The sequence below is a fragment of the Pseudovibrio sp. JE062 genome (genome assembly GCF_000156235.1).
Lineage (GTDB): Bacteria > Pseudomonadota > Alphaproteobacteria > Rhizobiales > Stappiaceae > Pseudovibrio.
On record NZ_DS996805.1, the window covers coordinates 94,973 to 119,765 of the forward strand.

At 53.8% G+C, this 24,793-nt stretch carries 25 protein-coding genes; 18 read left to right on the forward strand and 7 right to left on the reverse strand.

What is annotated here, in order from left to right:
• Positions 1–6 precede the first annotated feature (6 nt).
• Genes sctS through sctU form a run of 3 tightly spaced genes read left to right on the forward strand, consistent with a single transcriptional unit; the run spans position 7 to position 2,254 of the window.
• Complete coding sequence (gene sctS, locus PJE062_RS00405; RefSeq protein ID WP_008546860.1) at positions 7–276, forward strand: type III secretion system export apparatus subunit SctS; 270 nt, start codon at positions 7–9, stop codon at positions 274–276.
• A gap of 5 nt (positions 277–281) precedes the next feature.
• The gene (sctT, locus tag PJE062_RS00410; RefSeq protein ID WP_008547110.1) at positions 282–1,124 is read left to right on the forward strand and encodes a type III secretion system export apparatus subunit SctT; all 843 of its coding nucleotides are present in this window, start codon (positions 282–284) and stop codon (positions 1,122–1,124) included.
• Positions 1,121–2,254, forward strand: coding sequence for a type III secretion system export apparatus subunit SctU (gene sctU, locus PJE062_RS00415; RefSeq protein WP_008547285.1), 1,134 nt, complete (start codon positions 1,121–1,123; stop codon positions 2,252–2,254). Before sctT ends, sctU begins: the two co-directional genes overlap by 4 nt.
• A gap of 7 nt (positions 2,255–2,261) precedes the next feature.
• Here the strand turns inward: sctU and PJE062_RS26640 are convergent, their stop codons facing one another.
• Complete coding sequence (locus PJE062_RS26640; RefSeq protein WP_208982080.1) at positions 2,262–2,459, reverse strand: hypothetical protein; 198 nt, start codon at positions 2,457–2,459, stop codon at positions 2,262–2,264.
• A gap of 4 nt (positions 2,460–2,463) precedes the next feature.
• On the opposite strand from PJE062_RS26640, the gene PJE062_RS00420 reads away from it, so the two are divergent.
• The gene (locus PJE062_RS00420; protein ID WP_371256222.1) at positions 2,464–3,312 is read left to right on the forward strand and encodes an alpha/beta hydrolase family protein; all 849 of its coding nucleotides are present in this window, start codon (positions 2,464–2,466) and stop codon (positions 3,310–3,312) included.
• A 709-nt stretch (positions 3,313–4,021) separates the two neighbouring features.
• A complete protein-coding gene (locus PJE062_RS00425) occupies positions 4,022–4,441 on the forward strand; it encodes a hypothetical protein (RefSeq protein ID WP_008547095.1) in 420 nt (139 codons plus the stop codon).
• 116 nt (positions 4,442–4,557) lie between these two features.
• Here PJE062_RS00425 and sctV read toward each other — a convergent pair whose 3' ends face one another.
• A complete protein-coding gene (gene sctV / locus PJE062_RS00430; RefSeq protein ID WP_008546646.1) occupies positions 4,558–6,651 on the reverse strand; it encodes a type III secretion system export apparatus subunit SctV in 2,094 nt (697 codons plus the stop codon).
• A gap of 194 nt (positions 6,652–6,845) precedes the next feature.
• The gene (locus tag PJE062_RS00435; protein WP_008546982.1) at positions 6,846–7,304 is read right to left on the reverse strand and encodes a type III secretion system chaperone; all 459 of its coding nucleotides are present in this window, start codon (positions 7,302–7,304) and stop codon (positions 6,846–6,848) included.
• Positions 7,305–7,611: 307 nt separating this feature from the next.
• Here PJE062_RS00435 and PJE062_RS00440 point away from each other — a divergent pair, with 307 nt between their 5' ends.
• From PJE062_RS00440 to PJE062_RS00480, 9 genes are all read left to right on the forward strand, one after another.
• Positions 7,612–8,844, forward strand: coding sequence for a branched-chain amino acid ABC transporter substrate-binding protein (locus PJE062_RS00440; RefSeq protein ID WP_008546660.1), 1,233 nt, complete (start codon positions 7,612–7,614; stop codon positions 8,842–8,844).
• A gap of 69 nt (positions 8,845–8,913) precedes the next feature.
• Positions 8,914–9,846, forward strand: a complete 933-nt coding sequence (locus tag PJE062_RS00445) for a branched-chain amino acid ABC transporter permease (protein WP_008546853.1) — start codon at positions 8,914–8,916, stop codon at positions 9,844–9,846.
• Positions 9,843–11,120, forward strand: coding sequence for a branched-chain amino acid ABC transporter permease (locus tag PJE062_RS00450; RefSeq protein WP_008546873.1), 1,278 nt, complete (start codon positions 9,843–9,845; stop codon positions 11,118–11,120). Before PJE062_RS00445 ends, PJE062_RS00450 begins: the two co-directional genes overlap by 4 nt.
• Positions 11,117–11,887 carry an ABC transporter ATP-binding protein gene (locus PJE062_RS00455; RefSeq protein ID WP_008547152.1) on the forward strand — a complete coding sequence of 257 codons (771 nt, stop codon included), beginning with the start codon at positions 11,117–11,119 and terminating at the stop codon, positions 11,885–11,887. Before PJE062_RS00450 ends, PJE062_RS00455 begins: the two co-directional genes overlap by 4 nt.
• A gap of 20 nt (positions 11,888–11,907) precedes the next feature.
• Positions 11,908–12,603, forward strand: a complete 696-nt coding sequence (locus tag PJE062_RS00460) for an ABC transporter ATP-binding protein (RefSeq protein WP_037035925.1) — start codon at positions 11,908–11,910, stop codon at positions 12,601–12,603.
• A 108-nt stretch (positions 12,604–12,711) separates the two neighbouring features.
• Entirely contained in the window at positions 12,712–13,521 is an 810-nt protein-coding gene (locus PJE062_RS00465) for an IclR family transcriptional regulator (protein ID WP_008546809.1), read from the forward strand.
• 200 nt (positions 13,522–13,721) lie between these two features.
• Positions 13,722–14,918, forward strand: coding sequence for an acyl-CoA dehydrogenase family protein (locus PJE062_RS00470; RefSeq protein ID WP_008547043.1), 1,197 nt, complete (start codon positions 13,722–13,724; stop codon positions 14,916–14,918).
• A gap of 9 nt (positions 14,919–14,927) precedes the next feature.
• Positions 14,928–16,067, forward strand: coding sequence for an acyl-CoA dehydrogenase family protein (locus tag PJE062_RS00475; RefSeq protein ID WP_008546648.1), 1,140 nt, complete (start codon positions 14,928–14,930; stop codon positions 16,065–16,067).
• Positions 16,064–16,876 (forward strand): oxepin-CoA hydrolase, alternative type, encoded by an 813-nt coding sequence (locus PJE062_RS00480; protein WP_008546965.1) that lies wholly within the window; start codon positions 16,064–16,066, stop codon positions 16,874–16,876. The genes PJE062_RS00475 and PJE062_RS00480 overlap by 4 nt, the downstream gene beginning before the upstream one ends.
• A 36-nt stretch (positions 16,877–16,912) precedes the next feature.
• On the opposite strand, the gene PJE062_RS00485 is transcribed toward PJE062_RS00480, so the two are convergent.
• The 4 genes from PJE062_RS00485 to PJE062_RS00500 all read right to left on the reverse strand — a co-directional run bounded on the left by PJE062_RS00485 (position 16,913) and on the right by PJE062_RS00500 (position 20,771).
• Positions 16,913–18,226 (reverse strand): TRAP transporter large permease, encoded by a 1,314-nt coding sequence (locus PJE062_RS00485; protein WP_008547157.1) that lies wholly within the window; start codon positions 18,224–18,226, stop codon positions 16,913–16,915.
• Positions 18,227–18,249: 23 nt separating this feature from the next.
• A complete protein-coding gene (locus tag PJE062_RS00490) occupies positions 18,250–18,747 on the reverse strand; it encodes a TRAP transporter small permease (protein WP_008547060.1) in 498 nt (165 codons plus the stop codon).
• 44 nt (positions 18,748–18,791) lie between these two features.
• Positions 18,792–19,796, reverse strand: a complete 1,005-nt coding sequence (gene dctP / locus PJE062_RS00495) for a TRAP transporter substrate-binding protein DctP (RefSeq protein WP_008546824.1) — start codon at positions 19,794–19,796, stop codon at positions 18,792–18,794.
• A gap of 276 nt (positions 19,797–20,072) precedes the next feature.
• A complete protein-coding gene (locus PJE062_RS00500) occupies positions 20,073–20,771 on the reverse strand; it encodes a TetR/AcrR family transcriptional regulator (protein ID WP_008547044.1) in 699 nt (232 codons plus the stop codon).
• Between the two features lie 65 nt (positions 20,772–20,836).
• Here PJE062_RS00500 and PJE062_RS00505 point away from each other — a divergent pair, with 65 nt between their 5' ends.
• The 4 genes from PJE062_RS00505 to PJE062_RS00520 are packed head-to-tail and all read left to right on the forward strand — an operon-like array spanning position 20,837 to position 24,775.
• The gene (locus PJE062_RS00505; RefSeq protein ID WP_008547318.1) at positions 20,837–22,153 is read left to right on the forward strand and encodes an NAD(P)/FAD-dependent oxidoreductase; all 1,317 of its coding nucleotides are present in this window, start codon (positions 20,837–20,839) and stop codon (positions 22,151–22,153) included.
• Positions 22,150–23,070, forward strand: coding sequence for a bile acid:sodium symporter family protein (locus PJE062_RS00510; protein WP_008546980.1), 921 nt, complete (start codon positions 22,150–22,152; stop codon positions 23,068–23,070). The genes PJE062_RS00505 and PJE062_RS00510 overlap by 4 nt, the downstream gene beginning before the upstream one ends.
• The gene (locus PJE062_RS00515; RefSeq protein ID WP_008546547.1) at positions 23,067–24,005 is read left to right on the forward strand and encodes an SDR family oxidoreductase; all 939 of its coding nucleotides are present in this window, start codon (positions 23,067–23,069) and stop codon (positions 24,003–24,005) included. Before PJE062_RS00510 ends, PJE062_RS00515 begins: the two co-directional genes overlap by 4 nt.
• Entirely contained in the window at positions 24,005–24,775 is a 771-nt protein-coding gene (locus tag PJE062_RS00520) for an SDR family oxidoreductase (protein WP_008546949.1), read from the forward strand. Before PJE062_RS00515 ends, PJE062_RS00520 begins: the two co-directional genes overlap by 1 nt.
• The last annotated feature ends 18 nt before the right edge of the window (positions 24,776–24,793 follow it).

The following is a 24,793-nucleotide window of genomic DNA, read 5'->3' on the forward strand; positions in this document are numbered from 1 at the left end:
TAGCTTATGTCCCCAGAAGACGCCGTCTACCGCATTTCCGAGGCCATGATCCTTGTGATGATGTTGTCTCTGCCGCCGATCATTGTGGCTTCGCTGGTTGGTCTTGCGGTGTCCTTGCTGCAGGCTCTGACACAGATGCAGGAACAGACGATCCAGTTTGGTGTGAAGCTGATTGCCGTGGCGCTGACGCTGTTCATGATGTCCAGCTTTCTTGGGTCGGAGACCATCGGTTTCACGCAGGCATTGTTTGACGACTTCCCGACACTGGTCAGGTAACGCCGATGAACCTGATTGCGGAGATCACCTCACTCCATCGTGACGCCTTTCTGGTGTTGTTGCTGACGTTTCCGCGCATTTTTGCGGTGTTTGCAACATCCCAGCTGTTTAACGCCACGCTTATGTCGCGCATGGCGCGCAACGTGGTTGTCATGGTGATTGCGATTCCGCTCTATCCTTATAACCTGCAGTATGTGGACGGTTTTTCGCCAACCGGCTCGATGTTTATCGTCTACTTCTTCAAGGAGTATGCCATTGGGTTTCTGATTGGCTACACGATCTCCTGTCTGCTGTGGGCGGTGCAATCTGCCGGTACGTTGATTGACAACCAGCGCGGTGCGGCGGTTGCGTCCAGTATTGATCCGATGCTGGGCAATGAAAGCTCGCCGATCGGGGATTTGTTCTCCCGTGCGTTTATTCTCTACCTCTTCCTGACACCGGGCTTCTTCTTCATTCTGACGCTGGTCTACAACTCCTACATGATCTTTCCGGTCACCGAGTTTGTGCCTGTGCTGCCGGAAGAGTTTCCTGAGTTGATCCTGTCCATCTTCGATAATGCCATGCGTCTGATGTTCATCATGGCAGCACCGCTGGTTATTCTGATGTTCCTCTCAGAGTTTGCACTGGCGATTATCAGTCGGTTTGATCCGCAGATTCAGGTGTTCATTCTGGCGATGCCGATCAAGAGTGGCGTGGCAGTCATTCTGCTTACCTTCTATCTCTCCTTCCTGCTGCCAGAAGCGGCAGAGCATCAGATTGAGCTGAAGCTGTTTACGGATGAGATGTTTGGCATTTTTGAGAAGGGGCAGGAGATCTATCAGGATCAGAAGCTGGAGGTCGGTCCATGAGTGGGCAGAGTTCTGGCGAAAAAACCGAACTCCCCACCCCCAAACGAGAACGTGAATCTCGTGAGAAAGGGCAGGTGGCGAAGAGTACCGAGGTGACGACGACGATCTCGTTGTTTTCGGTGATTGCTTATCTCTGGTTCTCCTGGGACCTGAACTTTTCCAAGCTTGTCGGGTTGATGGATGACCTTGCTGATCTGGCAACACGGCGTGACTTTTCCTCTTCAGCCGGAGAGGGCGTATTTGGTGTCTTCTCCACTTTTATGGATATCGTCCTGCCGTTGATCGGTGTTGCGATTGCTGCTGGTATCTTCGGCAACTTTGTGCAGTTTGGCTTCCTGTGGGCGGTCGACAGCATCATGCCCAAGCTGAGTAAGATCAGTCCGGCAGAGGGCTTCAAGCGTATCTTCTCGCTCAAGCAGGTGGTGCAGGTTCTTAAATCGATCCTGAAAATCGTTCTGCTCAGCACCATGCTGTACTTCACCGTGAAGTATGCCATTGGCGCTTACATCAACTCTCTCTCCTGCGGCATTCCCTGCATCACGAACATCAGTGGTGCGATCATGAAACTGATCCTCGGGATTTCGTTTCTGGCATTTGTGGGCGTGGCGATCCTGGACTTCATGTTTCAGAAGCATACGCACATCAAGAGCCTGAAGATGACCAAGGAAGAGGTGAAGCGGGAACACAAAGAGTCTGAGGGTAGCCCTGAGATTAAAGGCCAGAGAAAGCGGATTTCTCAGGAAATCCTGATGAGCGATAATCTGGAGAACACGCGTAAAGCCAGTGCGGTGGTTGTGAACCCGACCCACTATGCGGTTGCGATCTCTTATCGCCCCGATGAAGTTGCTGTGCCGCTGGTTGTTGCCAAGGGGCTTGATCTGACCGCGCTTAAAATGCGTGCGGAAGCAGAGGCCGCTGGTGTGCCGATCTTTGCCAATGTGAAACTTGCCCGCATGCTGCATGCAGAAGTGCAGATTGAAGAGCTTATTCCGCAGGATATGTTTGCTGCGGTTGCGGAGATCCTTGTCTGGATCGATCAGAACAAAGACATCCTTTACAACGGACCGCTTGAACGCGGTGTGATTGATCTTGAGCATGAGAAAAAGACTGGCGAAGACAAGCCGAACTAAGCTCGTGTTATCCTTCCAAAAAGGCTAAGGCTCCTATGACTTGGGGAGTTGTGCTGGCTACATCTCTTAGAAAACCCGACTTGCCGTAGTTACGGAATCGTGCTTCATTCGCAATTGATTTGTAATTCAATTGTATTTCAAATGAGGTTGCTATGTTTTCAATATTTAAAAAACGATGTTGGCTGGCGGGTGCTTTCGCCATCATAGGTGTGTCTTTGGCCTTACCGGCATTGGGAGAGGCTGCTGAGTTTAAGATTGGTGCGATTGGAGAACCACTCGGTGAACTCAACATGCAGGTTTGGCGTGTGCCTGTGCAGTTAAGGGATGGCAGTGGGACAATCACGCTTGAGGCAACTGTTTTTAAGCCGAATGGAGAGGGGCCGTTTCCTTTGGCGGTCTTCAACCACGGTATGGCGGCGGATGCGCCAACTGATGGTGCTTATGACTTTCGGCCTGATGCTGCAATCAGGTGGTTTCTGGCACGGGGGTATGCTGTTGCCACGCTCATCCGACGAGGTTACGGACGCTCAGAAGGCGTGCGTTCTGTGGTGCCGGACGGGGATGCTTCTGGCTTGATAAAGGTCCTTGAGGAACGCGTTCATGACATCAATAGTTCAGTACGCTACTTTCAGGAGCAAGCATTTGTGACGGGTGACCATGTTGTTCTGGTTGGGCTCTCTGCAGGCGGGAACGGCGTATTGGCTGCTTCTCGTAAAGCTCCCAAAGGTGTGCGTGGTGTTATCGCTTTTGCTCCGGGAACACTCACAGTGGATGAATACACTGCGGAAGACTTAGAACTGGCTGAACGAGGCTTCAGGATGTTCGGAGATGGGACAACGCTGCCAACACTCTGGATCTATACGGAAAATGATGAGTTCTACAGTCCAATGCTGGCCAGATCATTTTTTGAGGCTTACACGTCGGAAAGTGATGCGGGACAAGAGCTTGCTCTACTGCCGCTTGAGGGAGAGGACGGTCATGATCTCTTCCTGAGGAATGATGGACCTAATGTCTGGGGCCCGATTGTGGAACCGTTTCTTGAGCGGGTTATGCCGTAGCAAATTTGCTCGCCACAAAAACTTATTCCCCTTAGATCCGTCGGCCCCATACTTAACTCATGTCCACGTAAACGGGCAGCTGGCGGACCGACCGTCAGTGCGGCGTGGGCTGGGCGGGGCTACCGGGTGAAGTAACGCATCATCCGGCGGGTCCGTTGAAACACCCCTTGAAAGTCTTTAGTGCAGGGACCAAGCGGAAGCTGGCCACCCGATGGGCGTCTACACTGGCAGCTGCAGCTGTCACGGACAGGTCAAACTGTTCCAGATAGCAACTGCTCAGAGGGGGAGGTTCTGATCAAAGCCTTGTGCTTTGTGAGGGCTGATCCTGATGGGTAGGCACCTGCTCCCAATGCCTTTCGGTGGAGATCTTGTTTCATACAAAAACGCCCGGGCGAGGCGAGCAGCCAATGCCGAAGAAACTTATTTATTTACAATGCGCAGGCACTGCCTGCTCGCCTTGCTCACCCCGTTTTTCGGGATCTTGGCTTCCCCACTGCATGACAGGTCATGCGGTGCTTTTGGTGCTTGTTGCAGGGCTACCGCTGGAAATAAAGTAAGCAATTTAGCTCATTAAATGCTCAGTATGAGAGGTTGAAGTTATTTATACTGGTGATTGCAAGAATTCTCACCGCTCAATCAAAAGAGGCGAAATGCCAGTAGTTGAGCTCTTTCTTATAGATTCTATTAAAGACAGATGAGGACCAAGCTTATGCCTTACCAACTAACCCCAGCAGCGGACCCGATGGCAATTGCGGAACGCCAGTATGGCACGAAAAAAACTGAAGTTCGTTTTACCGCCTTTACCTCTTGCATCGGCATCGTTTCCCGTACAGGCGACGAAGTGACTGGCGTGCATCTTAGTATCAAAAATGAAAATGGCGAGCTCTTTGATGCAGCTGCGATTCCGCAAGTCATGGCCGCACTCGGGGCGAACTACACCGAAGTTTTCATTATTGGAAGTATAGATATTTGGCAGAATCCTGACAACGGCGTTGCAGACGCATATGCAGAGCTGGAACGTCAGGTTCGTGATGGTGTGAACGAACAAGATTTCAATACTTATCCGCTTGGTAACGGTACATATGGCGGTGAGATTGAAGATGATCGTCTTGGACCGACCTATGTGTAACTCAGCCTGAAGGTAGGTGGAACCCGATTACCCGAAGTTGGGGCTTCTGATTTTGGTTATTCGGGTTCCACCTTCACTGCCCGGGCAAAGGGCAGGTTTTACGCGGTATTCGGGGATCAGGCTGGTAGGGTGCCAACCTTGCCGCGTAAACTGATTTTCTCTAGTGGTTGGATGTTCGCGTTTGGTGCCAGCTCCTGGAAGGAGAGCACAGCCAGATCCGCGTAATCTCGCTCAATCACTTTGCGGAAGAAACGGCGGATATCCATTGGTACCAAGATCACTGGAGCAATGCCGTTGTGTGCCAGATTATCGCCAATGGCACTGCGCATGACGGTGATGAGCTGGCGGTGGGTGTCCGGTGACAAAGCAAGATAGGATGCGCCGCTGGTCTGTCTGATCGCACCGCGCACTTCGTCCTCGATGTCTTTGTCGATGAGGTACGCCGGGATGATGTGCTGGCCTGCAGAGTACTTGTGCGTGATGTAGCGGCTCAATGCCATGCGGATGTGTTCCGTCAGCATGAGCGGGTCTTTTTCCTTCTGGCCCCATTCCACGATGGCCTGAAGGATGGTGCGCATGTCACGGATGGAGATGTCTTCACGCACCAGTCGTTTGAGAACATCAGCGAGTGAAATGAGCGGGACGGCGCGGTTTACTTCGCGCACCAGCTCGTCAAAGTCGCTTTCCATGTGCTTGAGCAGGAACATGCATTCCTGAATGCCGAGGAACTCTGCGGCGTGCTGCTTGAGGACATGAGCCAGATGCAGACTGAGCATGCCGGTCAGCGTCAGGGTTTGAATGCCTGCACGGGTTGCCTGCTCAAAGTGTCTGTTGCTCACCCAGAAGGATGGGGTGTTCGGCAAGAAGCTGTCACCTTCCTCGTAAGGGATGTTGAACATGGCAAGGTTTGGCGGTGTTTCGCGGGCAATGAAGTAACCTGAACGGGCAGCGCCACGGGCAACCGGCACCTCGTTGACGAGGATGCGGTACTCGCCTTCAGGCAGGCTCTCATTCAGACGCAGCTTGATGCCTGGGAAGGGGACGCCGAGATCGAAGTAAAGTGCCTTGCGGACCTTTGCGACTTCTCTGTCCAGCTTCTTCGGGTTGAGGGTGGAGCGCACGGAGGACGAGATATCGACGATCAAAGGAACCGTGATGGTAATCGCCAGATCCTGTGCGGCTTCTACCTCGGTTGCCATGTCTTCATCTGGCATCATCTGCGCTTCACCTTCCGGCGCTATGGCCGGGGCAAAGGCTGAGAGCTGCTGGGAGTCTTTCTTCGCAGACTGGGTCTTGGTTCGGCGCATTGCGAAGTAGGCGATAGAACCGAAGATAGCTGCCAGCAGCAGGAAGATAACAGAAGGGAAGCCCGGGATCAGCGCGAAGCCAACCATGATGGCTGCTGCGATCATCAGGGCTTTCGGTTCGCCGTTCAACTGTTTGGCGATGTCAGAGCCAAGATCGCTGGAGTCATCGGTGCTTACGCGGGTAACCATGAAGCCAGCGGTGATGGAGATGAACAGAGCTGGGATCTGAGCAACCAGACCATCACCAATGGTGAGAATGGTGTAGCGATCCAGCGCATCAACAGCGCTCATGCCGTGCTGAGAGGTGCCGATGATGACGCCGCCGATGATGTTCACAGCGGTGATGATCAGGCCTGCGATGGCATCGCCCTTCACGAACTTCATGGCGCCGTCCATGGAGCCGTAAAGCTGGCTTTCCTTTTCCAGCTTGGAGCGGCGACGCTTTGCTTCGTCCAGCTCGATCTGACCGGCGCGCATGTCAGAGTCGATAGACATCTGCTTGCCCGGCATCGCATCAAGGGAGAAGCGGGCGGAAACCTCTGCCACGCGCTCGGAGCCCTTGGTGATCACGAGGAAGTTCACGATGGTGAGGATCAGGAAGATAACAATACCGACGACCAGATTGCCTTGCACAACGAAGTTGCCGAAGGTGTCAATGATTTCACCGGCATCGGCTTTCAGCAGGATCAGACGGGTCGTCGTGATGGACAGTGACAAGCGGAAGAGCGTTGTCAGAAGCAAGATGGACGGGAACGCCGAGAGGGCGACAACATCCTTCAGGTAGAGCGCCGCCATGAGCAGGATTGCTGCAAGGCTGAGGTTGATGGCAATCAGCGTATCCACGAGAACCGTCGGCAACGGAAGGATCATCATGAATACGATTGCGATCAACAGAAATGCCAAGAGAACGTCATTTCTCTGCGACATCGTTTGAAAGATTTTTTGCACGTCCTGCTCCTGATTTCAGCCTGCTCTTGCTTTCAGGCCAACTCACCTTTCGCTTCTAACAATTGGAAAAAGCCACAGGTGTGCCGCAGCAAACACTTGAGTAAAAATTTAAGAGATGATTTCGGGTTTTCCCTGCACGGAAATGCCAATTACGCAGGTAAGATGATCTCGCCGGTGTTTTCAGTCAGTGCGATTTGGGGTGTGGCGCTTGTTTCGATCATGTCGTTGAGCTTTGATGCTTCGCTGACGAAGTTTCTGAGCGTGGTGTAGAGTTTGTTTTTGTCGAGGTTGTTGGTGTACTCTGTCTTGATCAGCGCAAGATCACCATCTTTCTCAACAAGGCCAACGCGATAGTTGTCTTCTGCCTGTTGCTGGCCGGAGTAATAGAGGACTTTTCGATAGGTTTCTTGCCGTGCTTCCGGTGTTGGAGCTGCGAGGATTGTGGAGATGTGCAGGATGCCGTTGTCCTCATCACTCTCCAGAATGAGGAGGAAATCTTCCAGAAGAATGGTCCAGGTTTTTGCTTCGGCGTACTCTGATATTTCCAAGGCTTCCAGAAGCGGCCCGACTTCAACCATCAAGTCGTGAATGATTTTGAAGTTGTCCATTCGACAGTCCCTAACTCTACTGATTTATCTGGGTTATTCTGTAGGGGGCGTCTCAATCAAGTGTTGTGCCGTTTGATACAAAACACTGGCGTTTGAAGAAGAAATTTGCAGGCCGCATACAATATTGCTGCAGAGTTACTTGTGATGAAGATTTTCTGCAGCTGAATCATATGTGAAATGGATGTGAAACTGGCTTAAGTCACTATGCAGAATTGAGTTTTACTTATTACTTGACAATAGAACGTGTTGCCGATCTCATTACCTTAATAAAATTATAAAGAAAAATCATTTTAGGGGAGGGGTTGTTTTGTCTAAAGGTGTTTTCTGGAAAACTAGTCTAACTGCACTTCTGCTTTCATGTGGAGTTCTCTCTGCGGAAGCTGAGACAATCAAGATTGGCTATATTGATCCGCTGTCTGGTCCGTTTGGGAGTACGGGTGATGCGGGGTTAAAGCACTTCCGGTATGCGGCGGATGAGATTAATGCTGCCGGTGGCATGGGCGGCATGCAGGTAGAAGTGGTTGCTTTTGATAATAAAATCAATCCAAAGGAGAGCCTTGTACAGCTGCAGAAGGCGATTGATCAGGGTGTTCGCTTTATCGCGCAGGGGAATGGGTCGAGTGTTGCCAATGCTTTGACGGATGCGATTGCCAAGCACAACAAGCGTAATCCGGGAGAAGAAGTACTTTTCCTAAACTATGCAGCTGTTGACCCGGCACTCACCAACAAGAAATGCAATTACTGGCACTTCCGGTTTGATGCGCATGTGGACATGAAAATGGCGGGTCTGACGGACTGGCTGCGGGATCAGAAAGACATTAAGTCCGCTTACATTCTGGCGCAGGATTATTCTTATGGCCGGGCATTCACGGCTGCTGCGAAGTCCATGATTGAGGAGAAGCGTCCTGACATCAAGATTGTTGGTGCAGAGCTTCATCCTATTGGCAAGGTTAAGGATTTCACGCCGTACGTTCAAAAGATGATGAGCGCGAAGGCTGATGTTGTGTTCACCGGCAACTGGGGGACAGATATGACCTTGCTGGTGAAGGCGGCCAATGCGTCTGGTCATACTGTGCCGTATCTGACGTTCTATGGCGGCGGCCTTGGGGCTCCAACGGCAATGGGGCAAAGTGCTGTTGGATTGGTGAAACAGATCACCGAGTTCCATGAAAATATTGAGGCTTCTGAGAAGCAGATGGCGCGGGTGGATGATTTTGAGAAAACCAATAGTCTTGATTACTATTATGAGCGCGTTTTCACGCTGATGAACATGCTGGATAAAGCGGTTGACGGTGTTGGTTCGGTGGACGTTCCCAAGATTGCGGCGGCGCTGGAAGGGATGACTTATGAGACCCCTTATGGTGAGGTAACTATGCGGGCGGACGATCATCAGCTGATGCAACCGCTTTATATCTCTACGTTTTCTGAAGGTGTTGCCCGTGATGTTGAGAATACCGGTTACGGGTTCAAGACAGATATCACCATTCCGGCAGCGGCGACAGAAACACCGACCTCGTGCAGGATGCGTCGTCCTTCCTAACATTCTCGTCTGATCAATGGCGTGCTCGGGCAATCGGGTTTGAGTACGCCCAGTTTTCTAGGGGATGTTATGGAGACGGTTGTTTTTGCTCTGCTCAACGGGCTGATCTATGGCCTGTTGCTCTTCATGCTGTCCAGCGGATTGACGTTGATTTTCAGTATGATGGGCGTTCTTAATATGGCCCATGCCAGCTTTTATATGCTGGGTGCCTATTTTGCTTTTACCCTTGGCCAGCACACTGGATTCTGGTTTGCGTTATTTCTGGCGCCGATTTGCGTTGGAGCCGCTGGAGCGTGCATTGAAAAGTGGGGCTTGCGCAAAGTACACGCCAGCGGGCATGTGGCCGAGCTGCTTTTCACCTTCGGGCTGGCTTATGTGATTGAAGAGCTGGTGAAGATCATCTGGGGCAAGTTTGCTGTTGCCTATGAGATTCCGCCTGAGCTGAATTTTTCTCTCTTTGAACTTTTCGGTTCCCAGTATCCGGCCTACCGGATTTTCATGCTGGCTGTGTCCATCGGGATGCTCGCGGGACTGTGGTACCTGCTGAAGCGTACTCGGATCGGGCTTATCATTCAGGCCTCGCTGACGCATCCGCATATGGTGTCTCACCTGGGGCATAACGTGCCGCGGATCTTCATGCTGGTGTTTGCGGCGGGATGTGCGCTGGCGGGGCTCGCCGGCGTGATCGGCGGCAACTATCTGGTGACTGAGCCGTCCATGGCGTTTTCCATTGGGCCGATTGTGTTTGTGGTGGTCGTGGTTGGTGGCATGGGCAGTCTGGAAGGGGCGTTTATCGCCAGCTTGCTGATTGGCTTCTTGCAGACCTTCGCCATTTCCATTGATGCCAGCTTCGCCGAGATCTTCTCGTTTGCAGGTTTGAGTGCGGATGGAGATATCGGGCGCATTACGATTGCGTCTCTCGCGCCCATGTTGCCATTCATTCTTCTGGTCCTGATGTTGATGCTGCGTCCGCGCGGCCTGATGGGGGAGCGTGAGTTTTGACCGACCACAGTCTTGACCGGTTGCCTGATCTGGCACCGAGTGCGCGCTACAAGTTTGCAACACGGGTATTGCCGCTCCTGCTGCTTGCGTTGATCCTTTTGAGCATTCCGCTGTTTGAGCCTTCCAGAACATGGCTGTCGTTGTTCAACGCCATTGGCATCAACATGGTTTTTGCGCTCTCCTACAACATGTTGCTGGGGCAGGCGGGCATGCTTTCGTTTGGCCATGCGGTTTACTTTGGCCTTGGTGGCTATGCGGCCATGCATGCAATGAATGCCATTGAGAATGCCAGCTACGATGGCGGCGTCTGGGCGGCGTTCCCCATGTTTGCCTTGCCACTGGTCGGTTTTGCCGGAGGAGCACTTGCAGGAGCTGTGATCGGCTGGCCATCCTGCCGGCGAGCTGGGGTGCCGTTTGCCATGATCTCACTTGGTATTGCCGAGTTGGTGGCTGCAGCCGGGTTCATGTTCATCAGCGTGTTTGGTGGAGAAGAAGGGATCACAGGTGATCGGATGAATGGCATTGAGTTGTTTGGCTTGTCGCTTGGTCCTCTGGGCGAGGTTTACTGGTTCATCGCGTTCTGGACGTTTCTTGGCACTGCACTGATGTATGCCTTCACACGAACGCCGCTTGGCAAGTTGGCGCAAGCGGTGCGGGACAATCCGGAACGGGTGCAGTTTGTGGGCTATAACCCGAACCGGGTTCGCTATCTGGTGTTCATTGCGGCTGGCGGGTTTGCTGGTTTGGCAGGCGGTATGTCTGCGGTGAACTATGAGATCTTTACGCCGGAGAGCCTGAGTGTGGTGCCATCCGGCTTAGTGCTATTGATGGCTTACATTGGTGGTGCACGCTATTTTGCAGGGCCGATCCTTGGTGCTGTAGTGCTGACCTATATGCAGTCCAACCTTTCTGACTACTCCGAAGCCTGGCTGCTTTATCTGGGGCTGCTGTTTATCGGGATGATCCTGTTCGCTCCAGGCGGCCTTGCTGGGTTGTTGCTGAGTGGGGCAAATGCTTTCAAAGGCTCCTTTGGTGTGAGGGAGTTCCTCCGGCTGGGGGCTTATCTGGTTTCTGTACTGCTTGCCTCAGCAGGTGTTGTTGTGCTGGTGGAACTGGCTGTTCGTCATTCCAATGGTTTTGGCGAAGCGTTTGAGCCGTTTGGCTGGCATCTGGCACCGGATCAGGTGATGCCATGGGGTATTGGCCTTGTGTTGGCGTGTGTCGGCATGGGCTTGCTCAGAGTGCTTTCCAGACAGGGAGGGACTGGTTCATGACAGCACCTGCTTTACAGCTGATGGATGTGCGCAAAAGCTTCGGTCCTGCAAAGATCATCGAAGGGGTCTCATTGGAGATCGTACGAGGGGAACGCCATGCGATCATTGGGCCGAATGGGGCTGGCAAGTCTACACTGTTCAACCTGATCTCCGGTTCGTTTCCGCCAAGTTCCGGATCAATCAGTCTGGGTGGGCGGCAGATCTCCGGTCTGAAGCCCTATGAGATCAACCGACTTGGGCTGTCGCGGAGTTTTCAGGTCTCCAACATCTTCGCCAACATGTCCGTGCGGGAGAATGTGCGCTGCGGGGTGCTGTGGTCACTTGGCTATGGGCATAGCTTCTGGCGCAATATCGGCAATTTGAAAGAAGTTCAGCGGAAGACGGCAGAAGTGCTGGAGAAGGTTGGACTGACGGAAAAGGCCGATGTGCCTGCCGTGCTTCTGACTTACGCGGATCAGCGCACTTTGGAGATTGCCATCACCATTGCGGGTGGGGCTGATGTGATCTTGCTGGATGAGCCAACAGCAGGCATGAGCCATTCTGAAACCGACCGGGCGATTGAACTGATTGAGATGGCAACGGAAGGCAAAACCCTGCTGATTGTGGAACATGATATGGGTGTTGTCTTTGGGCTGTCCGATCGGATTTCCGTGCTTGTTTATGGTGAGATCATCGCAACTGGAACACCAGAGGAGATCCGCGGAAATGAGCGGGTTCGGGAAGCGTATCTGGGAGATGAAGCAGATTTCGCGGAGGTGACGGCATGAGCACTCCTGTTTCAAATGAAATGCTGAAAGTCCGTGATCTGCATGCGTTTTATGGCAAAAGCCATGTGCTGCGCGGGGTGAGCATGGATGTGCCTAAAGGTAGTGTGACGGCATTGCTCGGGCGCAATGGTGTCGGGCGTTCCACCACAGCCAAAGCGATTATGGGGGAGGTGGCGCCAAAGGGAGACATCTGGTTCAAGGGCGAGAATATCTCCGGCCAGCCAAGTCATAGTATTGCGCGCAAAGGCCTTGGGTATGTGCCGGAAAACCGCGATATCTTTCCCATGATGAGTGTACGGGACAATCTGCTGCTTGGCATCAAAGATATGCGCAAGCCGGGCAAGTGGAGCATTGAACAGATGCTCGACATGTTCCCCAATCTCAAATCACGGGCAGATACGGCTGCGGGGGTTCTTTCTGGTGGCGAAAAGCAAATGCTGACCATATGCCGGACATTGATGGGCGATCCGGATTTGATCATCATTGATGAACCCACAGAAGGCCTTGCACCAAAGATCGTAACGCAAGTGGGGGAGCTGATTTCCGAGATAGCGCGAGCGGGAGTTTCCATCCTGCTGGTGGAGCAGAAGCTTTCCATTGCGCTCAAGATTGCGCAGCAGGTCTATGTGATGGGGCATGGAGAGATTGTTTATCATGGCACGCCTGATGAGTTCCGGGCGCGAGATGATATCCGGCGGGAATGGCTGGAGGTGTGATCCTCCTTTTTCTTGGAGAAGTGCGGCTGCACGCTAAGCGGGTGTTCTTTGAGGACTGTGATCTATGCTAGGCAAATGGGTGTGACTGATTGGGACGGGGTTTGAGCGTTGACGGGACATGAAGAAAAAGACCGGCGGTTTGCAACAACGCTGGCACGTGGACTGCAGGTTTTACGGGCCTTCCGGGCTTCTGATGATGGCCTTGGCAATCAGGAGATCTCTCAGCGCACCGGAATCCCTAAGTCTACGGTTTCCCGATTGACCTTCACCCTTCAGCAGCTTGGCTACCTTAGCCATGCACGGCGGCATGACCGGTATCGGTTTGGTCCCGCCGCTCTTGCGCTTGGCAATATTGCCAGTGCCTCTGTGTCTTTTATTGAAGCGGCCCACCCGATGATGCAGCAACTGGCGGATGAAACGGGTACGCTTGCGCTGCTGGCGGTGCTTGATGAAAACAAGATGTTGCTGACCAAGACATGGCGACCAAAGGGTGTGCCTGCCATCTGGCTGGAAGTCGGGCACCGTATTCCGATCACCGGTTCATCTTCAGGCCATGCTTATCTGGCGAGTGTGTCTGATCAAGAGTTCAAGCAGGTGTGTGAGCGTGTGCATGGGCGTGATGAGGGCATCTCTGTTGACGATTTGGAGGCTGTTCGAGCAGCGGGATACTCTCAGTTGCTGGCGCAAGGCTTTGTGATTGTTGATGAAGACAAGCGCTATGCTGAGAACATCAATGCGGTTTCAACGGGGTTCCGCTCCTACGACTTTGGCGAGCCGGTTGCGATCAGCTGTGGCGCGACGCCGGATATGCTGAGCTATGAGCGCATGCAGGATGAGGTTGGGCCGAAGCTGCGTGACAGGGTGAAAGAGCTGGAGCGCGCTCTTGGTTTGCCTTCCGTTCTGGTGAACCGCGGCTGAGTACTCTTCCCGTTTCTTTTGGCTGCGATTGGCGTGCTGAACAGCTATGGGTATCTTTTAAATTCTGCATGATGGAATTATAAATTACATATTGAAATAATCTGGGTGCACGATACTCTGACTTCATGATGGGGTGAGGTGGTGTGTTTTGTATCCGGCTCTCCCGGCAGTTATGTCCAGTGAAGCGGGGAGGGCGGCATATGGACTTGAACTATTCAGCTGATGAGCTGGCATTTCGCGATGAGGTTCGTACCTTTTTAAAGGAGAACCTCTCGTCTACACTTTCGGAAAAAGTCCGACTGGGTAAGCGTCTTTCCAAGACAGATCATGAAGAATGGCATGCGACGCTGAACAAGCGCGGCTGGCTGGCGATCAACTGGCCCGTTGAGCATGGCGGCACGGGCTGGAATGCAGTCTATCGGCATATCTTTGAGGAGGAGCTTTGTCTTGCTCATGCGCCGCGGACGATCCCTTTCGGGCTCTCCATGCTGGCGCCCGTGTTGATGAAGTTTGGCAGCAAAGCTCAGCAGGATCATTTTCTTCCCCGCATTCTGGATGGCACGGATTGGTGGTGTCAGGGCTACTCGGAACCGCAGGCAGGTTCTGATCTGGCCTCCCTGAAGACCCGCGCTGTTCGCGATGGTGACCACTATGTTGTCAACGGGCAGAAAACCTGGACTACACTGGGACAGCATTCAGATTGGATTTTCTGCCTTGTGCGCACGGATGCCGAGGTAAAAGCGCAGGAAGGCATCTCATTTCTGCTGATTGATATGAAGACGCGGGGTGTCACTGTTCGGCCCATCACGCTGATAGATGGCGGGCAGGAAGTGAATGAGGTGTTTTTTGAGGACGTGCGGGTGCCGGTGACCAACCTTGTTGGGGAGGAAAACAAGGGCTGGACCTACGCCAAATACCTGCTGACTCACGAGCGCACCAATATTGCTGGTGTTGGTTTTTCGACTGCAGGACTGGCTCATCTGAAGGAGATCTGCACCAAGCAGATGTCAGGTGGAAAGCCTTTGCTGGAGAACCCGTATTTTGCTGGGCGGATTGCGCAGATTGAGATTGATCTGATGGCAATGGCGACCACCAATCTGCGCATGATTGCCAAGGCGGCGGCTGGGCAAGCGCCGGGTGCGGAAAGTTCCATGCTGAAGATCAAGGGAACGGAGATCCGACAGGCAATTAATGATCTGACACGGCGGGCGGTTGGGCGCTATGCCATGCCGTTTGTGTCTGAAGCGCTGGATAGCGGAGCTAATGCGCAAGGGGTTGGGCCGGATTATGCCTCCGCTGCGAGCCCGGGCTACTTCAACAATCGCAAGCTCTCCATCTTCGGTGGATCCAACGAGATCCAGCGAAACATTATCAGCAAAGCCATTCTTGGTCTCTAGGAGCGTTCCATGGATTTCAATCATAGCGAAGAACGGCGGATGCTTCAGGAGACTTTGCATCGCTATCTCTCTGATAATTATGGCAGTGAGCAGCGCTCTACTTCCGTTTCTCATGGGCAAGGCTGCTCGGAGAAGGTCTGGAGTGATTTTGCTGAGCTTGGAGTGATCGGTGCACTGTTTGCGGAAGCAGACGGCGGCTTTGGCGGCGGCGGCTTTGACATAGCCGTTGTGTTTGAGGAGCTGGGCCGCGTTGCCTGTGTGGAGCCGTTGATGGCGTTTGGTGTTATAGCAGGTCACTTGCTCAGCACGCTTGGTTCTGATGCGCAGAAGGCGATGATTGGGGAGGTGATCGCTGGTGATCTGAAGATCGTGTCCGCACTGGAAGAACCTCAGTCGCGCTATGATCTGGATGTGGTGGAGACCAAGGCTGAGCGGATTGATTATGGCTATCGGCTGAATGGCACCAAGAGCGTGGTGATTGGCGGGCCGAGTGCGGACAAGCTGATTGTGAGTGCGCGTGGTGATGAAGGTTTGCTGTTGTTTGTGGTGGATGCTGATGCTGCGGGTGTGGAGCGGTACTCCTATCCCAATCTGGACGGTTATCACGCCAGTGACGTTGCGCTGGTGAATGTGGAGGTTCCAGCTTACGCGCGTCTGGGGGCTTCGCAGGCTGTTTTGCCTGCTCTGGAAGCTGCGCGTGCAGCTGGGGTGGTTGCGCTGTGTGCTGAGGCTGTTGGGGCGATGGAAGCGGCGAAGGATCTGACGGTTGAGTACTTGCAGGTGCGAACGCAGTTTGGCCGTGCGCTGGGCAAGTTTCAGGCGCTTCAGCACCGGATGTCAACTGTCCTTATTGAGATTGAGCAGGCCCGCTCTGCATTGATCAATGTGGCTGGCCATCTGTCTGCTGAGCCGTCCTTACGGGATAAGCATGTGAGTGCAGCGAAGAACCTGATTGGCCGGGTCGCGCAGTTGGTTTGCGAAGAAACCATTCAGCTACATGGCGGGATCGGGATGACTGAGGAGTACGCTCTGGGCCACTATGCGAAACGCCTGATGATGATCGACCATCAGCTGGGTGATGTGGATTACCACCTGGAGCGCTTTGTTGGTGTTATGCAGGTGGAAGCTGCGCAGGAGATCTCAGGATGAAGCGGGCCTCTCTTGTCAGCGTTGAGCGGAAATCTGATCGCCTCATCGTCATGAACTGCAACTCCTCCCGCCGCAATGCGCTTTCGCCGGAGTATTATGAGGGGCTTTCGCAGGCGCTGGATCTGGCCAATGAGGAGCCCGAGATCCGTTCTGTCATCCTGATGGGGGAAGGCGGTTACTTCTGTGCTGGTGGCGACCTGAACACGCTGGTCAAGCGCCGCGAGATGACGATTTCTGAGCGAGAAAATAATATTGAAAAGCTCCATAATCTAGTGCGGAAGGTAAGGAACTGTGCGAAGCCGGTCATTGCGGCGGTCGATGGTGGAGCAGCGGGGGCTGGTGTGTCTCTGGCTTTGGCTTGTGACTTCGTGGTGGCGGATCGGCAGGCGGAGTTTACGCTGGCCTATGTGAAGGTAGGACTGGTGCCGGATGGTGGGGCAACGGCCTCGCTTTCTCGCCTGATCCCCCGGCATCTGCTCACTGAAATGTGTCTGTTAGGGCAACCGGTTTCAGCTGAACGGCTTCATCAGCTGGGTGTTGTCAATGTGCTCAGTGATAAACCTGCGTTGGTTGAGGCGAGCTGGCTGGCAGATCGTCTTATGCAAGGTCCGGCTGGGGCTCAGGCTTCGATCAAGCGGTTGGTTGCTGCGTCTGACAGCAACAGTTTTGAAGCTCAGATGGATCTGGAGCGGGACACCATGGCGGAGGCACTTGGTGGTGATGAAGCGCAGGAAGGGATCAATGCCTTTCTGGAGCGTCGCTTGCCAGAGTTTGACAAGGCGAGACCTAATGAAGAGAAAAAGCCCTGAAGCAGGTGATCCGCTTCAAGGCCAGTTGAGCCCGTTTTATCGCGTGATTTGAGGTAACCACGTTGCCAGCTCAGGGAAAATAGCAAGCACGACAATCAGGGCGAGTGTACAGAGAATGTAAGGCAAGGCGGCCCACGCTACGTTGCCGATGGTTGTTCCTTTTGGGCTGACGCCCACCATCACAAACAACAGCAGACCGAATGGCGGTGTTGCGAGGCTCAGCTCCAGCGCCAACAGCATGACCACGCCGAACCAGACTTGATCAAACCCGTAGAGGCTGACCAGTGGCATGAAGACCGGCAGGGTCAGCATCATGATGGAAAGCTGGTCCATGAACATGCCGAGGAATACGAGGGTCAGGAACAGGATGGCCAACATGGTGTAGGCGTTGAGATCAAAGCCAGATGACCACATGATCAGGCCCGAAGAGGCTCCGGAAAATGCCAGGATCTGCGAGAAGGTGGTGGAGCCGATGATGATCGTCAGCATAAGCGTTGAAACGATCAGTGCACCGCGGAGAGATTTGGTGATCGCTTCAATCGTCAGCTTTTTGTAGAGTGCTGCGAGGAAGGCCACGGCCAGCACACCGAATGCAGCAGATTCTGACGGTGTTGCCCAACCCAGCAGGATCAGACCCACTACTGCAAAGATGACCAATCCCATGGGCAGCACGTCGAAGGTGACGGCTTTGATCATTTCCGGCACAGAGGCTTTTACATCCGGGTGGCCCGGGGCTGAAGCTGGGTCCAGTGAGATCTGGGTGCGGATGACGAGGATGAACATGAGCGCCAGCAAAAGGCCGGGGATCATGCCCGCAATCAGCAGTGCACCTACATCTATGCGTCCGATGGACCCCAGCAGAACGGCAAGGGATGAGGGGGGGATGATCATAGCAAGGCCGCCGGTGGCAACGATTGGGCCCATGATCATATGCGGTTTGTATCCACGCTTGACCATATCTGGCATCAAGGTTGACCCAAGCATGGCGGTGTTGGCCATGGAGGAGCCGGAAAGTGTTGCGAAGACTGTTCCGCCAACCACAGTCATGTAGGAAAGGCGGCCTTTGATACCGCCGAAACATTTGTCGAGCGCATCAAACACACGCATGGCAAGGCCGGTGTGAAACAGCAGCTCTCCCATCACCAGAAACAAAGGTACGGGTACCAGCGAGAAGTTGGTGATGGAGGTAGTGGAGTTTGCGATGAGCTGATCAATGCCGCTCAGGCCACCCATAAAGTAGAGCGTTCCTAGTAGGTTGATTGTCAGGAAGGCGACAGCAACGGGCATGCCGATGGCCATCAAAGCCAGGATGGTGGTGAACATTGCGACCAAAGAAAGGTGCCAGTCCATAGGTGTGGTCCTTTTCTTTGGTATTAGTGCTGTGCGCTTTCGCCGGAGTAGATATCTCCGCGAAGCAGCAGCCTGAAGAACTCAAGTGCCATTAATCCGAAGCCCGCTGCGAGGAAGGCGTAAAGAATCCACGAAGGAATGGCGATTGATCTGATGTCATAAGTGCCGCGTTCCCACATCTGCGCTGTCAGCAAGGTCGCCCGCCAGCTGAGTACGGCAAGAATGCTAGCGGAGGCCAGCAATACGGCTCGACCGAGTGCTGTTTTCATGGCCGGAGGCAGGAAACTGGTGAATGAGGTGATTGCGATGTGCCCGCCCTGACGGACCAGCCACGGTGCTCCGGCCATAGTGGCGAACAGCAGGGAGTATTCGATCAGGGCGGTGGTCGCCTGTATGGGCTGTTGCCCGGTGTTGCGCAGGATCACGTTGATCACGATGGCAAAGGTCATGAACACGAAGGAAAGGGCGCCGATCACCGCAAGGCCGGTGATGAGACCGGAGTAGATTTTGGGAAGAGACATGGGTTCTCTCTGCAAGGAGAAAGGGGCTGAAGCCCCTTCCATGTTTAACGCTGGTAATAGGCTTTCTTCAGCTCATCATAGAGCGGAGAGTTGCTGGCTTTCATACGGTTCCAGACAGCATCATAGGCTTTGTCCAGATAGTCATCGGCAGCTTTGCCTTCCAGGCGAACAATAGTCATGCCATCTTCCTGCACCTTGGTGTCTGTGGCAGCGATGATGGTCTGGAACTGATCGTAGGACTTCTGCTCGTACTCAATGGCTGCATCCTGCAGGATCTTCTGAGCTTCCGGGCTCAGGCTGTCCCATTTGGCGGGGCTCATGACGATGGAGAGGTCTGTTTGCAAGAAACCCGGATCAACGCGGTATTTCAGGAACTTGTCCCATGAAAGGTCCTGAATGGCGACGATTGGCCAGCCTGCACCGTCAAACACGTTGCGCTCCAGGCCGGTGTAGATGTCTGGCACAGGGGCTGAGACGGGAATGGCGTCCAGTGCTTCAAAGAAGCTTTTGTAAACGGGTGAGGTGCGCAGGCGTTTGCCTGTCAGGTCCACACTACCATCTGCGCGTTTTTGCGGTTCACCGATGGTGTAGATGTGAAACTTAATGCCAGAGTCGATGTGGGCCATCAGCTTGACGCCGAGACGATCTTTGAAGGCTTTTTCCATCAGCGCAAAGCCGCCGTTTTTGCGTCCTTCAGCGGCGGTGATGGTGGAGCCAAGCCAGGCGTCAGCTTCCGGCATGGAGCCAAGGTGGTATCCGGCCGGGCCGTAGTGAATATCTACGATGCCGCGTTCAACCGCTGCCACCTGCTGATTGGAAGGGAAGACTTCCGGGCCGCCGATATGCTGGATTTGCACAACGCCTTTGCCGCGTTCGTTGACCAGATCCACATAGCCCAGAAAGGACTGAGTGAAGGCAAGCGGTTTTGGAAATGCTGAAACTGCTTTGAGAATTTCTTCTGCCTGCGCGGAGCCGGCAAACAACATGGATGGAAGTGCTGCACCCATTACAACAGATGCAAATGCACGTTTTAAAGAATTGAATTTCATAGATCCCTCCCAGATTGCGCCAGTGTTCCGTCCGTTTGGCGCAATTGTCTGCGGGCTCTCGTCAATGCTGGATCCAAATGCTCTGATGAGCTCAGTCTAACGCTGATTTTTCCTGATGAATCTGAGTTGGTTTGTCAGTTTGCAAAATCGCTCTTAACACGTCTTTTTGTATGAAATGCGCTCTGTAACCTATTGCTTAAGCCCTAAGAATAGATGGAGGGTACATACAAATACATATATGTTCAAGCTTAAAATAATTAAACTATAACGTTTTATCTATGCATTTGCAGATATATTGAGTGCCTGTTGTGACAGCGCGTTATGGATGCCAGCCGTGGCGAAGTCCACCAGCAAAGTCTTCAGCTCAGCGATACCTGAAGTGTGATCTTTGCCGGCCATCGCATCCACACGCCAAGCGGAGGTGCACAGGGCGATTTGGGAGGAGATGGAAAAGACAAAGGTTGCGGAGGCTTTTCTCAGGTCTGTTTCTGGGTAGAGCTTTGCGATCTCTGTGAGAAACACTTTTGCAGTGGGATCAAAGCAGGCTCTGGAGATCGTACTCCAGCGTTCTTCAGCTGAGACCATGGCCACCAGCCGGGCATAGGCAAGCCAGCCGGGGCCGCTGTTTTCGGCTTTGTCCAGATAAGGGTAGAAAAAGGCCTCCAGAATACCCTTGAGGGTGATCGTTTCTCCGGATGCTTTCAGCAGGTCCAGTGCATCCAGACGAAGGCGGGCCAGCTCTTCAGCGCGGCGCTCGACTGTTTTGAAAAACAGGTCTTCTTTGGTGCCGAAGTGGTGGTTCACGAGGCCCAGCTTCACGTCCGCTCTTTGAGCGATATCTCTGATGGACGCCGCATCATAACTGCGAAAGGCAAACAGGTGTTCAGCCGCGTCGAGAATCTTCTGGCGCGTCTCCAAAGAGCTTTTTGAGGGCGCTCTTTGTCTTTGTTTTTCCTGCGAAATCTTCTTAATCATAAAAAGAGCTTGCCTTATTTTGTACGACTGTTCAATCTAATTGTAGTTCTGAGGGGGGACGAACAGTGAATATTTCAAAGGAGAGCTATGCCTTAATTGGGGCAGGGCCGATGGGGCTCGCCACGGCGAAGACACTTATTGAACAGGGAATAGATTTTCAGGGTTTTGAGCTGCACAGTGATGTGGGTGGGCTTTGGGATATTGATGGTCCCAAATCGACCATGTACGAGTCTGCGCATCTGATTTCATCGAAGAAGATGACCGAGTTTACGGACTTTCCGATGGGCGATCATATCGCCGAATATCCTGGTCATCGTGAGCTGAAAACCTACTTTCAGGATTTTGCTGAACAGTTTGATTTGAAGCGGCGCTATCACTTTGGGGCGGAAGTGACCCGTGTGACGCCGCTGGGTGGTGACGGTGAGGGGTGGACCGTCAGCTGGAAAGATCAAGACGGAGATCATTCAGCTGAGTTTGCCGGGGTGCTGATTGCGAATGGGACGCTGTCAGAACCGAACATGCCAGCGTTTGAGGGCGAGTTTGCTGGAGATCTGATCCATTCCTGCAAATACAAGAGTGCGCAGCAGTTTGCGGGCAAGCGGGTGCTGATTGTTGGGGCGGGCAACTCAGGCTGCGATATTGCCGTTGATGCGATCCATCATGGCATTCACTGCGATATCTCCATGCGGCGTGGCTACTACTTTGTTCCCAAGTATGTTTTCGGTAAACCGGCAGACACTATGGGTGGTGCGGTGAAGCTGCCGTTGTGGCTGAAGCGGCGTGTGGATCAGACGCTGCTGAAATGGTTTGTGGGTGATCCGCAGGCCTATGGTTTCCCAAAGCCAGACTACGCGCTTTATGAGAGCCATCCGGTGGTGAACTCACTTATTCTTTATCATGCCGGTCACGGTGATATTGGCATTCGCGCTGATATCAAGGAGCTGGATGGAAACACGGTGCGGTTCCGTGATGGTGAAGAAGCAGAGTATGACCTGATTGTTGCGGCCACTGGTTACAAGCTGCATTACCCTTTCATCGATAAAGAGCTTTTGAACTGGCAGGGCGATGCGCCGCATCTGTTCCTGAACTGTATGCATCCTGAACGGAATGATCTGTTTGTGATGGGCATGATTGAAGCGACCGGTCTAGGCTGGCAGGGGCGGCATGATCAGGCGGAGCTGGTTGCGCGATACCTGCGCGGGCTTAAGGATGGCAGCGCTGCAGCAGAAGCGATCAAAGCGGAGAAGGCCAAGGGGTTTGCGCGTGAAACCGGAGGGATGAACTACCTGAAACTGGCACGTATGGCCTACTACGTGGACAAACAGAGCTATCGCTCCGCGCTCAACAAACGAACGCAGGCGCTGAAGAGGGAGATGGCATGAGTGACATTGACCTCGTTGTTCTCAACTTCAATTCCGGCTCTTTGACGCTGCTCAATGGCATTCTGGCGATTGTAATGTTCTCCATCGCGATTGATCTTTGCCCTGCAGACTTCAAGCGTTTGACGTTGGCGCCCAAACCTGTGGTGATTGGCCTGTGCTCGCAGTTTCTGGTGTTGCCGAGCCTGACGTTTTTGCTGGTGTTGTTGGTGCAGCCAAGGCCCTCCATCGCGCTGGGGCTTATTCTGGTGGCGGCGTGCCCGGGTGGCAATATCTCCAACTTCATTACGCACCGGGCGGGCGGCAATGCGGCGCTTTCTGTTTCTATGACGGCCTTTGCAACAGTGGGGGCGATCGTCGCGACGCCGTTTAATATTGCGTTCTGGGGCAGTCTTTATGGGCCGACGCGGGCAATCCTGCAGGAGACACATATCGACAAGCTTTCTGTTGCAATTACGGTTTGCTTTATGCTGGTGCTGCCACTGTTTCTTGGCATCCTGCTTAACCGGGTGAAGCCACGCCTTGCTGCGAAAATCCGCCAGCCATTGCGGTTGGCATCCATGGGGATCTTCATCGGCTTCATCTTCATCGCGCTGGTGGCAAACTGGAACTTCTTTCTGGCTTATGTTGGGGCTGTAGCGGCTTTGGTGATTTTCCATAACGGACTGGCACTGGCTGCGGGCTATACGCTGGCGACGGTTGCGGGTGTGTCGGCTTATGACCGGCGGGCGATCACCATTGAGACGGGCATTCAGAACTCTGGTCTCGGGCTGGTGCTGATCTTCAGTTTCTTTGGTGGGCTGGGCGGTATGTCTGTTGTGGCCGCCGCCTGGGGGATCTGGCATGCGATCAGCGGTCTGGCGCTGGCCAGCTTCATGGCGCGCAAGGCGGTGAAAGTTCCGGCGGAGGCAACGCTATGACCAAACTGCTGATAACAGGCGCTGCAGGTGGTGTTGGGCAGGCATTCTTGAAGGAGCTGGCGCAGACGGATCTGGAGGTTGTTGCGACAGATATCCGTGAGCCTGCTGATCTGCCTGAAACAGCCCGATATCGGATGCTAGATGTGACCACGGACAGGGTTGGCACGGTGATTGAGGAGGAGCGACCAGATGTGATTGTGCATCTGGCCTCCATTGTGACGCCATCCGCCACCTCCACGCGGGAGATTGAGTATCTGGTTGATGTGGAAGGCACGCAGGCCGTGATTGATGGGGCAACTCGGTCTGGCGTGAAGCGGCTGGTGGTGACCTCTTCCGGCGCTGCTTATGGCTATCATGCTGACAATCCGGTTCCATTGCGCGAAGAGGACGGCATTCGCGGAAACAAGGAGTTTGCGTATTCCTATCACAAGCGTCTGGTGGAAAAGGCACTTGCCAAAGCACGAGATGAAGCGCCTGAGCTGGAACAAGTGGTGCTGCGGGTTGGGACAGTGCTCGGAACTGGCATGGACAATCAGATCACCTCACTCTTCCATAAGCCTCGGCTGCTTGGCATTGCCGGATCAGACAGTGCCTTCGTGTTTATCTGGACGCAGGATCTTGCCCGCATCCTGCTGCGTGCAGCAACTGAAGCGCCAGCCGGGATTTACAACGTTGCCGGGGATGGCGCGTTGTCTCTGCAGCAGCTTGGTGAGGTGCTGAGAAAGCCGGTTTTGAAGTTGCCGTCCTGGTTGCTCAAGCTTGTTCTGGGTGTAGCAAAGCCGTTGCAGTTGTCACGCTATGGGCCGGAGCAGGTTCGGTTTTTGCAATACCGCCCAGTGCTGGCCAATGATCGGCTGAAGTCCGAGTTCGGTTATACGCCGGAGAAGACAAGTGCTGAGGTGTTTGAACACTGGCGCGTATCTGTGGGGCTTTGATGAAGACAGCGATTATTACGGGTGGTGCCGGTGGACTGGGGCAGGCGCTTGCGGCCCGGTTGCAGCGGGAGAACTGGCATACGGTTCTGCTGGATTTGCCGGGGCCGGGTCTGGAGGCTCTTGGCAGCCATGAGAAGCAGAGCATCTATGCGTGTGATCTGACCGATGGCGGGGCGGTTGAGCAGGTGGCCGAACAGGTTCTTGCGGAGCGTCCAAGCATCGATCTGGTGGTTTACAATGCAGGCATTACGCATATCGGACTGTTTGCAGATATGGATTTGAGCGCGCATCGCAAGGTGCTGGATGTGAACTACTTTGGAGCCGTGCATACGGCGCGGGCGTTTTTAAAGGCAGTGCGTGCTTCCAAAGGGTGTCATCTGGCGATCTCGTCTGTAGCGGGGTTTTCGCCGCTCATTAAACGAACAGCTTATGCGGCCAGCAAGCATGCGTTGGAAGGGTTCTTCGGCTCATTGCGATCAGAGGAAAAATCTTACGGAGTGCATACGCTGATTGCTGCGCCTTCGTTTGTGGCAACCAATGTGGGCCGGGCTGAGAAGCAGGAGAACGGGCTGGTGCGTCCGGGGTCTTCAACGGATGGCGTTGACTACATGAGCGCGGAGCGGGCGGCAGAGATCATCTACAAAGCCTATGAACGCAAGACCCGCATGAAGCCTGTTGGACGTGTCGCCAGTCTGGCATGGTGGCTGAACCGGGTGTCTCCACGCGCCTATCAAAAGCTGATGGAGCGGAACATCAAGGAGCCGAGTTAGGCTCTGCGATTTGAGGCT

Coding starts and splice junctions, on each gene's coding strand:
- PJE062_RS00425 (WP_008547095.1), top strand. CDS start 4,022: ATGCCTTACCAACTAACCCCAGCAGCGGACCCGATGGCAATTGCGGAA.
- PJE062_RS00460 (WP_037035925.1), top strand. CDS start 11,908: ATGCTGAAAGTCCGTGATCTGCATGCGTTTTATGGCAAAAGCCATGTG.
- PJE062_RS00475 (WP_008546648.1), top strand. CDS start 14,928: ATGGATTTCAATCATAGCGAAGAACGGCGGATGCTTCAGGAGACTTTG.
- PJE062_RS00510 (WP_008546980.1), top strand. CDS start 22,150: ATGAGTGACATTGACCTCGTTGTTCTCAACTTCAATTCCGGCTCTTTG.
- PJE062_RS00485 (WP_008547157.1), bottom strand. CDS start 18,226: ATGGACTGGCACCTTTCTTTGGTCGCAATGTTCACCACCATCCTGGCT.
- PJE062_RS00445 (WP_008546853.1), top strand. CDS start 8,914: ATGGAGACGGTTGTTTTTGCTCTGCTCAACGGGCTGATCTATGGCCTG.
- PJE062_RS00500 (WP_008547044.1), bottom strand. CDS start 20,771: ATGATTAAGAAGATTTCGCAGGAAAAACAAAGACAAAGAGCGCCCTCA.
- sctS (WP_008546860.1), top strand. CDS start 7: ATGTCCCCAGAAGACGCCGTCTACCGCATTTCCGAGGCCATGATCCTT.
- sctT (WP_008547110.1), top strand. CDS start 282: ATGAACCTGATTGCGGAGATCACCTCACTCCATCGTGACGCCTTTCTG.
- PJE062_RS00480 (WP_008546965.1), top strand. CDS start 16,064: ATGAAGCGGGCCTCTCTTGTCAGCGTTGAGCGGAAATCTGATCGCCTC.
- PJE062_RS00435 (WP_008546982.1), bottom strand. CDS start 7,304: ATGGACAACTTCAAAATCATTCACGACTTGATGGTTGAAGTCGGGCCG.
- PJE062_RS26640 (WP_208982080.1), bottom strand. CDS start 2,459: ATGATGGCGAAAGCACCCGCCAGCCAACATCGTTTTTTAAATATTGAA.
- PJE062_RS00490 (WP_008547060.1), bottom strand. CDS start 18,747: ATGTCTCTTCCCAAAATCTACTCCGGTCTCATCACCGGCCTTGCGGTG.
- PJE062_RS00455 (WP_008547152.1), top strand. CDS start 11,117: ATGACAGCACCTGCTTTACAGCTGATGGATGTGCGCAAAAGCTTCGGT.
- PJE062_RS00515 (WP_008546547.1), top strand. CDS start 23,067: ATGACCAAACTGCTGATAACAGGCGCTGCAGGTGGTGTTGGGCAGGCA.
- sctU (WP_008547285.1), top strand. CDS start 1,121: ATGAGTGGGCAGAGTTCTGGCGAAAAAACCGAACTCCCCACCCCCAAA.
- PJE062_RS00520 (WP_008546949.1), top strand. CDS start 24,005: ATGAAGACAGCGATTATTACGGGTGGTGCCGGTGGACTGGGGCAGGCG.
- PJE062_RS00470 (WP_008547043.1), top strand. CDS start 13,722: ATGGACTTGAACTATTCAGCTGATGAGCTGGCATTTCGCGATGAGGTT.
- dctP (WP_008546824.1), bottom strand. CDS start 19,796: ATGAAATTCAATTCTTTAAAACGTGCATTTGCATCTGTTGTAATGGGT.